5 protein-coding genes and 2 pseudogenes are annotated in these 5,441 nt (G+C 73.4%); all 7 read right to left on the bottom strand.

Annotation, left to right across the window (positions count from 1 at the left end; all coding sequences use genetic code 11):
* Positions 1–167: pseudogene (locus PSH25_RS34300) on the bottom strand (phage shock envelope stress response protein PspM); the annotation flags it as partial.
* A gap of 23 nt (positions 168–190) precedes the next feature.
* Positions 191–1,063, bottom strand: a complete 873-nt coding sequence (locus tag PSH25_RS12595; protein WP_238659273.1) for a PspA/IM30 family protein — start codon at positions 1,061–1,063, stop codon at positions 191–193.
* A 194-nt stretch (positions 1,064–1,257) separates the two neighbouring features.
* The gene (locus PSH25_RS12600) at positions 1,258–1,692 is read right to left on the bottom strand and encodes a helix-turn-helix domain-containing protein (RefSeq protein WP_091400451.1); all 435 of its coding nucleotides are present in this window, start codon (positions 1,690–1,692) and stop codon (positions 1,258–1,260) included.
* Between the two features lie 245 nt (positions 1,693–1,937).
* Positions 1,938–2,447, bottom strand: a complete 510-nt coding sequence (locus PSH25_RS12605; RefSeq protein ID WP_238659274.1) for a CinA family protein — start codon at positions 2,445–2,447, stop codon at positions 1,938–1,940.
* Between the two features lie 232 nt (positions 2,448–2,679).
* Positions 2,680–3,270, bottom strand: coding sequence for a CDP-diacylglycerol--glycerol-3-phosphate 3-phosphatidyltransferase (gene pgsA / locus PSH25_RS12610; RefSeq protein WP_238659275.1), 591 nt, complete (start codon positions 3,268–3,270; stop codon positions 2,680–2,682).
* A gap of 77 nt (positions 3,271–3,347) precedes the next feature.
* On the bottom strand, positions 3,348–4,856 hold the full coding sequence (gene rimO / locus PSH25_RS12615; protein WP_238659276.1) for a 30S ribosomal protein S12 methylthiotransferase RimO: 1,509 nt from the start codon (positions 4,854–4,856) through the stop codon (positions 3,348–3,350).
* A gap of 79 nt (positions 4,857–4,935) precedes the next feature.
* Positions 4,936–5,441: pseudogene (locus tag PSH25_RS12620) on the bottom strand (ornithine cyclodeaminase family protein); the annotation flags it as partial.

The raw sequence follows: 5,441 nt of genomic DNA on the forward strand, positions 1-5,441 counted from the left end.
GCACTGCCCGCGGCGCCGGCCCAGGCCGCGTCGGGCAGACCAAGGCCGGCGTACGGAGTCAGCACCACCGCCGCGCCGCCGAGCCCACCGGCCAGCACGCTCCACCGTCGGGCCGACCGGCGGAGCCGACCCAGCCTCCGGAAGTACCGTGTCCGTTCGTCTGCCACCCTGACCCCCTCGATCCGGTCGTTCAGCCGGCGGCGGACGGGTCGCCGGTGCCCCGCTCGCGGGCCATGCTGGCGCGCAGCTCGTCCAGCCGTGCGGCGGCCGTTGGGTCGTTGGCCGGGCCGGTCTTCTCGGCCTGCGGCACGGCCGGTCGCTGGGCCGCGCCGCCGAGCTGCTCCCCCGCCATGCTGGACCGGATCTGCTCCAACCGGGCCGAGCCGGCCGAGTCGATCGTGGCCTTCTGGATTTCCAACATACGGCCCTCGGCGGAGTTGCCGGCCAGTTCGGCGCGACCCATCGCGTTGGCGTACCGCCGCTCGATGCGGTCGCGCACCTCGTCCAGCGACGGGGTGGTGCCCGGCGCGGTCAGCGACGACATCGACTCCAGCGAGCGGGCCACCGTCTCCTGCATCTTGGCCTGCTCCAGCTGGCTGAGCAGCTTGGTGCGCTCGGCGAGCTTCTGCTGGAGGATCATCGAGTTGTTCTCGACCGCTCGGCGGGCCTGGGCCGCGGCGCCCAGCGCCTGGTCGTGCAGGGTCTTCAGGTCCTCGGTGGCCTGCTCGGCGGAGACGAGCTGGCTGGCCAGCGTCTGCGCGGACTGCTCGAACCGCGCCGCCTCGGCCTCGTCGCCCTTGGCCCGGGCCTGGTCGGAGAGGACCAGGGCCTGCCGGGCGTTGCCCTGCAACCGCTCGACCTCGGACATCTGCCGGGACAGCTTCATCTCCAGCTGACGCTGGTTGCCGATCACCGCGGCAGCCTGCTGAACCAGCGCCTGGTGCTGCCGCTGGGCATCCTCGATGGCCTGCTGGATCTGCACCTTGGGATCGGCATGCTCGTCGATCTTCGCACCGAAGAGCGCCATCAGGTAGTTCCAACCCTTGACGAACGGGTTCGCCATCTCCGTGGTATCCCCTCAGTAGCGTCGCTCCACCACGGCCGGGCCGGCTGAACCGACCGACCGTGACCGGCCGGTCTCCATCGTCCCAGCCGAACGCCAACGAGGCATCCGTACCGGTCGACAGCACCGGCGGCTCCTGCGAGCAACCCTACGCGGCCGGGGCCAGACCGCCCATGGTCAACCGGATCGGCGGCTCAGGCGGCGCAGACCACGTCACGGTCGCGCTCGGTCGGGCGAACCCGGGTGCTGCGCAGCGTGGCCTTGAGCGGCGAGTCCTGGCGGACCGAGACAGCGACCTTGCCGTCGGAGGTGACCTGACGGACCCCCCGGTTGGTGCTCTTGGCTGCGGCGTCGGCCGGCTCGTCCTGCATCGAGACGAGCACCCCGGGCATCTGCTCGGCGAGCGCCACGGTGTCGCTCACCTCACGCAGCAGCTCGGACAGGCGGGCCCCGAGGGCGTCGCAGATCGCGGCGAGCAGCTCGCTCGACGGCTCCTTGTGCCCCCGCTCGATCTCGGAGAGGTAGCCGAGGCTGACGTTGGCGGCGGTGGAGACCTCACGCAGCGTGCGCTGCTGGCCCTGCCGGCGCGCTCGCAGTGCGTCACCGATCACCCGGCGTAGCAGGATCATCGCACCTCCCCCTGAGGGATACCTCGCGCCCTCCGCTGGGCAGCCGGTCGCGGCTGACCGCGCCGACCCCGAACGTCGGAGCCTTCCCGCAACCGTACCCGTTGTGGGCCCGGGCGACATCCCGCCCCGCCCGTCGGTTCGCCGGGACGGGCCCACCGGGGTGCGCCGCCGCCCGTGTGGCGTCGGCTTGGGTTCGCCGCGACCGTCGTCGTCGTGGCCCAGCGGGGTGGCTTTGGCCTTGGCGTTCACGATGTCGCGGCGGCGAGCCGCTCGGTGAGCAGCCGCAGCGCCGCGACGACCGCCGCCGCGCGGACGTGGTCCCGCCCGTCGCCCAGGTCGAGCTGGCGGACCTCACCGCCGTTGGGGCCGGCGACCGCGACGTAGACCAGACCGACGGGCTTTCCGTCCTGCGGCTCCGGGCCGGCGACCCCGGTGGTGGCCAGCCCCCAGTCCGCGCCGCACCGCTGCCGGCCACCCTCGGCGAGCGCCGCCGCCACCTCCGGGTCCACCGGTCCCCGCTCGGACAGCAGGTCAGCGGGTACGCCAGCCAGGCTCGCCTTCAGCTCGGTGGCGTAGACCACGAGACCACCCCGGTAGACCCCGCTGACCCCGGCGATGTTCACGATCGAGGCGGCCAGCGACCCGCCGGTGAGCGATTCGACGGTGGCCAGGGTCTCGTGCCGCTCGGCCAGCCGGTGCACGACCGCCGCCGCCGCACTGCCCACCTCGGCACCGCCCACGTCAGCACCATTCACCGCGCCACCCTCACCGACACCGCTCACCTCAGCACCACCCGCCCCAGCACCGTCCGCCAACACCCAGCCCCCGCACAAACCAGTCCTTCCCCACCCACCAGTCCCCAACCCAACTGCCCCCAACCCTCCCGACCCCAATCGCGTTGATCATGAAGTTAGCGTCACGACACGCCGCCCGGGATGGCAACAACTTCATGATCAACGGGGGAGGGGGGCCCGGGGGGCCGGGGGGTTAGCGGGGGCGGCGGAGGCGGAGGGCTTGGGCTATGTAGTCGAAGCCGGTGGCGACCGTCACCAGGACGGCGGCGGCCATGATCCAGGGGCCGACGGCGGCGAGCGCGGCCGGCATCGGCCAGAGGTACCAGGCGATGGCCAGGATCTGGAGCGCGGTCTTGACCTTGCCGCCGCGGCTGGCGGCGATCACGCCGTGCCGGATCACCCAGAACCGCAGCCCGGTGATGCCCAGCTCGCGGACGAGGATCAGTGCGGTCACCCACCAGGGCAGTCGGTCGTACCAGGAGAGCAGCACCAGCGCGGCGCCGGTGAGCGCCTTGTCGGCGATCGGGTCGGCCACCTTGCCGACCGAGGTGACCAGCCCGAAGCGGCGGGCGATCCAGCCGTCCACCAGGTCGGTCGCCGAGGCCACCGCGAAGATCAGGCAGGCTGCCATCCGCCAACCGGCGTGGGTCATCCCCGACACGATCACCGAAGCGGCGAAGACCGGCACCAGCACCAGCCGCAGGGCGGTCAGCGCGTTGGCCGCGTTGACGACCGGCACCACGGCCACCACCCGACCCGGCGTCGACTCCGTCGCCCCGGTCACCGCCGCACTCCGCTCGGGTCGCCGTGGTGTTCCCGGCACCGCACCACCTGGGTCCCCCGCTCCGCTCGGGCCCGCCGTCACCGTGCCGCGCCGGGCGCCGCCGAGATCATCTCATCCGGCACAGCGAGCAGGTCCACCCCTTCGGTGCCGGTCACCGTTGCGCGCACCAGGTCACCCGGGCGCAGCGCGGCCAGGTCGACGCCGCCCTCGGCCGGGGCGACCAGGGTGGTGGAACCGTCCACCTCCGGCGCCTGGTGGGCCGCCCGGCCCTCCACCACGCCGTCCTCGATCGAGTCGACAAGCACCTCGACGGTCGAGCCGAGCCGGTCCTCCGCACGCTGCGAGCAGAGCTCGTCGGCGAGCGCGCTGAGCCGGTCGTAGCGCCGCTTGATGGTCGCGGCGGAGACCTTGCCGGGCAGGCCGGCGGCCTCGGTGCCGTCCTCGTCGCTGTAGTCGAACATGCCGATCGCGTCGAGCCGGGCCTCGGTCAGGAACCGGACCAGCTCGTCGACGTCGGCGCGGGTCTCGCCGGGGAACCCGACGATGAAGTTGCTCCGGGCACCGGCGTCCGGAGCAAGAGCGCGCGCACTGGCCAGCAGCTCCAGGAACCGGTCGGTGGAGCCGAATCGCCGCATCCGGCGCAGCACCGGCTCGCTGGAGTGCTGGAACGACAGGTCGAAGTACGGCGCCACGCCCGGGGTGGTGGCGATCGCCTCGACCAGCCCCGGCCGGGTCTCGGCCGGCTGAAGGTAGCTGGCCCGCACCCGGACGATGCCGGTCACCGCGGCGAGCTGCGGCAGCAGCTTCTCCAGGGCACGCGGGTCACCCAGGTCCTTGCCGTACGAGGTGGAGTTCTCACTGACCAGCACCAGCTCCCGTACGCCGGTCTTGGCCAGCCACTCCGCCTCGGCGAGCAGCTCGTCCGGGGTACGCGAGACGAAGGCCCCCCGGAAGGCCGGGATGGCGCAGAACGCGCAGCGGCGGTCGCAGCCGCTGGCCAGCTTCAACGAGGCCACCGGGCCGGTGTCGAGCCGCCGGCGCAGCACCTGGCGCAGGTGAGCCGGGGTGTGCTCGTCGGTGTCGACGACGGTGCGGGTCACGGTGCCGTGGCCGGGCAGCGACACCGTGCTGTCGCGCCGCTGCACCGGCGTCAGCGGCAGCAGCTCGCGCCGGTCGCGCGGGGTGTGCGCGGTGATCTGCTCGCCGGCGACGACGGCGTTCAGCCGGGCGGCGATGTCGGGGTAGTCGTCGAAGCTCAGCACCGCCTGCGCCTCGGGCAGGCTGTCGGCCAGCTCACGGCCGTACCGCTCGGCCATGCAGCCCGCGGCGACCACCTTGGCGCCCGTTCCGGCGGCGGCGAGCAGGGTCTGGATGGAGTCCTGCTTGGCCTTCTCCACGAAACCGCAGGTGTTGACGACCACCACGTCGGCGCCCTCGCCGTCGGTGGTCACCTGCCAGCCGTCGGCGTGCAGGCGGGCGGCCAGCTCCTCCGAGTCGACCTCGTTGCGGGCACAGCCCAGGGTCAGCAGGGCGACGCGACGGCCCTCGGCGTGGTCAGCGGGAGAAGGAGAGGTGGCAGACACCATCCGAGGGTACCGGGCCGTCCGGGTAAGCCCACGCACGCGGGCTGCGGAGACGGTGGACACGGGGCGAACGTCATTCCGGTCAGCGCGCCGCGGCGGCCACACGGGTCAGCGCGTCGAGCAGGAACACCTCGGTGCCGGCCAGGCCGGTGGAGCAGAAGACGGAGATCTGGTCCGCGGTGGTCCGACCGGGGACCGCGCCGGCCAGGATGCCGCCCAGGTCGCGCAACCGCCCTGCGTACGGGGGTGTGGCCGCGAGCATCGGCGGCTGGTAGTCCGCCGCCTGGGCCGGCGAGTCGGTGACCAGCAGGTCGGCGACGTCCAGCAGGTCGGTGCCGAACTCGCTGCGGTCGCGCTGCTTGAAGCCGACGGTGTTGACGTGCGTGCCGGGGCTCAGGTCGGCTGCGCGGAGCACCGGGGTCGGGCTGGTGGTCGCCAACACCACCAGGTCCCGCCCGGCGACGGCCGAGCCCGGGTCGGCCACCGCGCGGGCCGGCACGCCCAGTTCGCCCCGGACCCGGGCGGCGAAGGCCTCCCGGCGAGCGGCGGAGCGGCTGTGCACCACCACCTCGCGCAACGGGCGGACCG

This window comes from Micromonospora foliorum (genome assembly GCF_022229015.1).
Taxonomy (GTDB): Bacteria; Actinomycetota; Actinomycetes; order Mycobacteriales; family Micromonosporaceae; genus Micromonospora; species Micromonospora foliorum.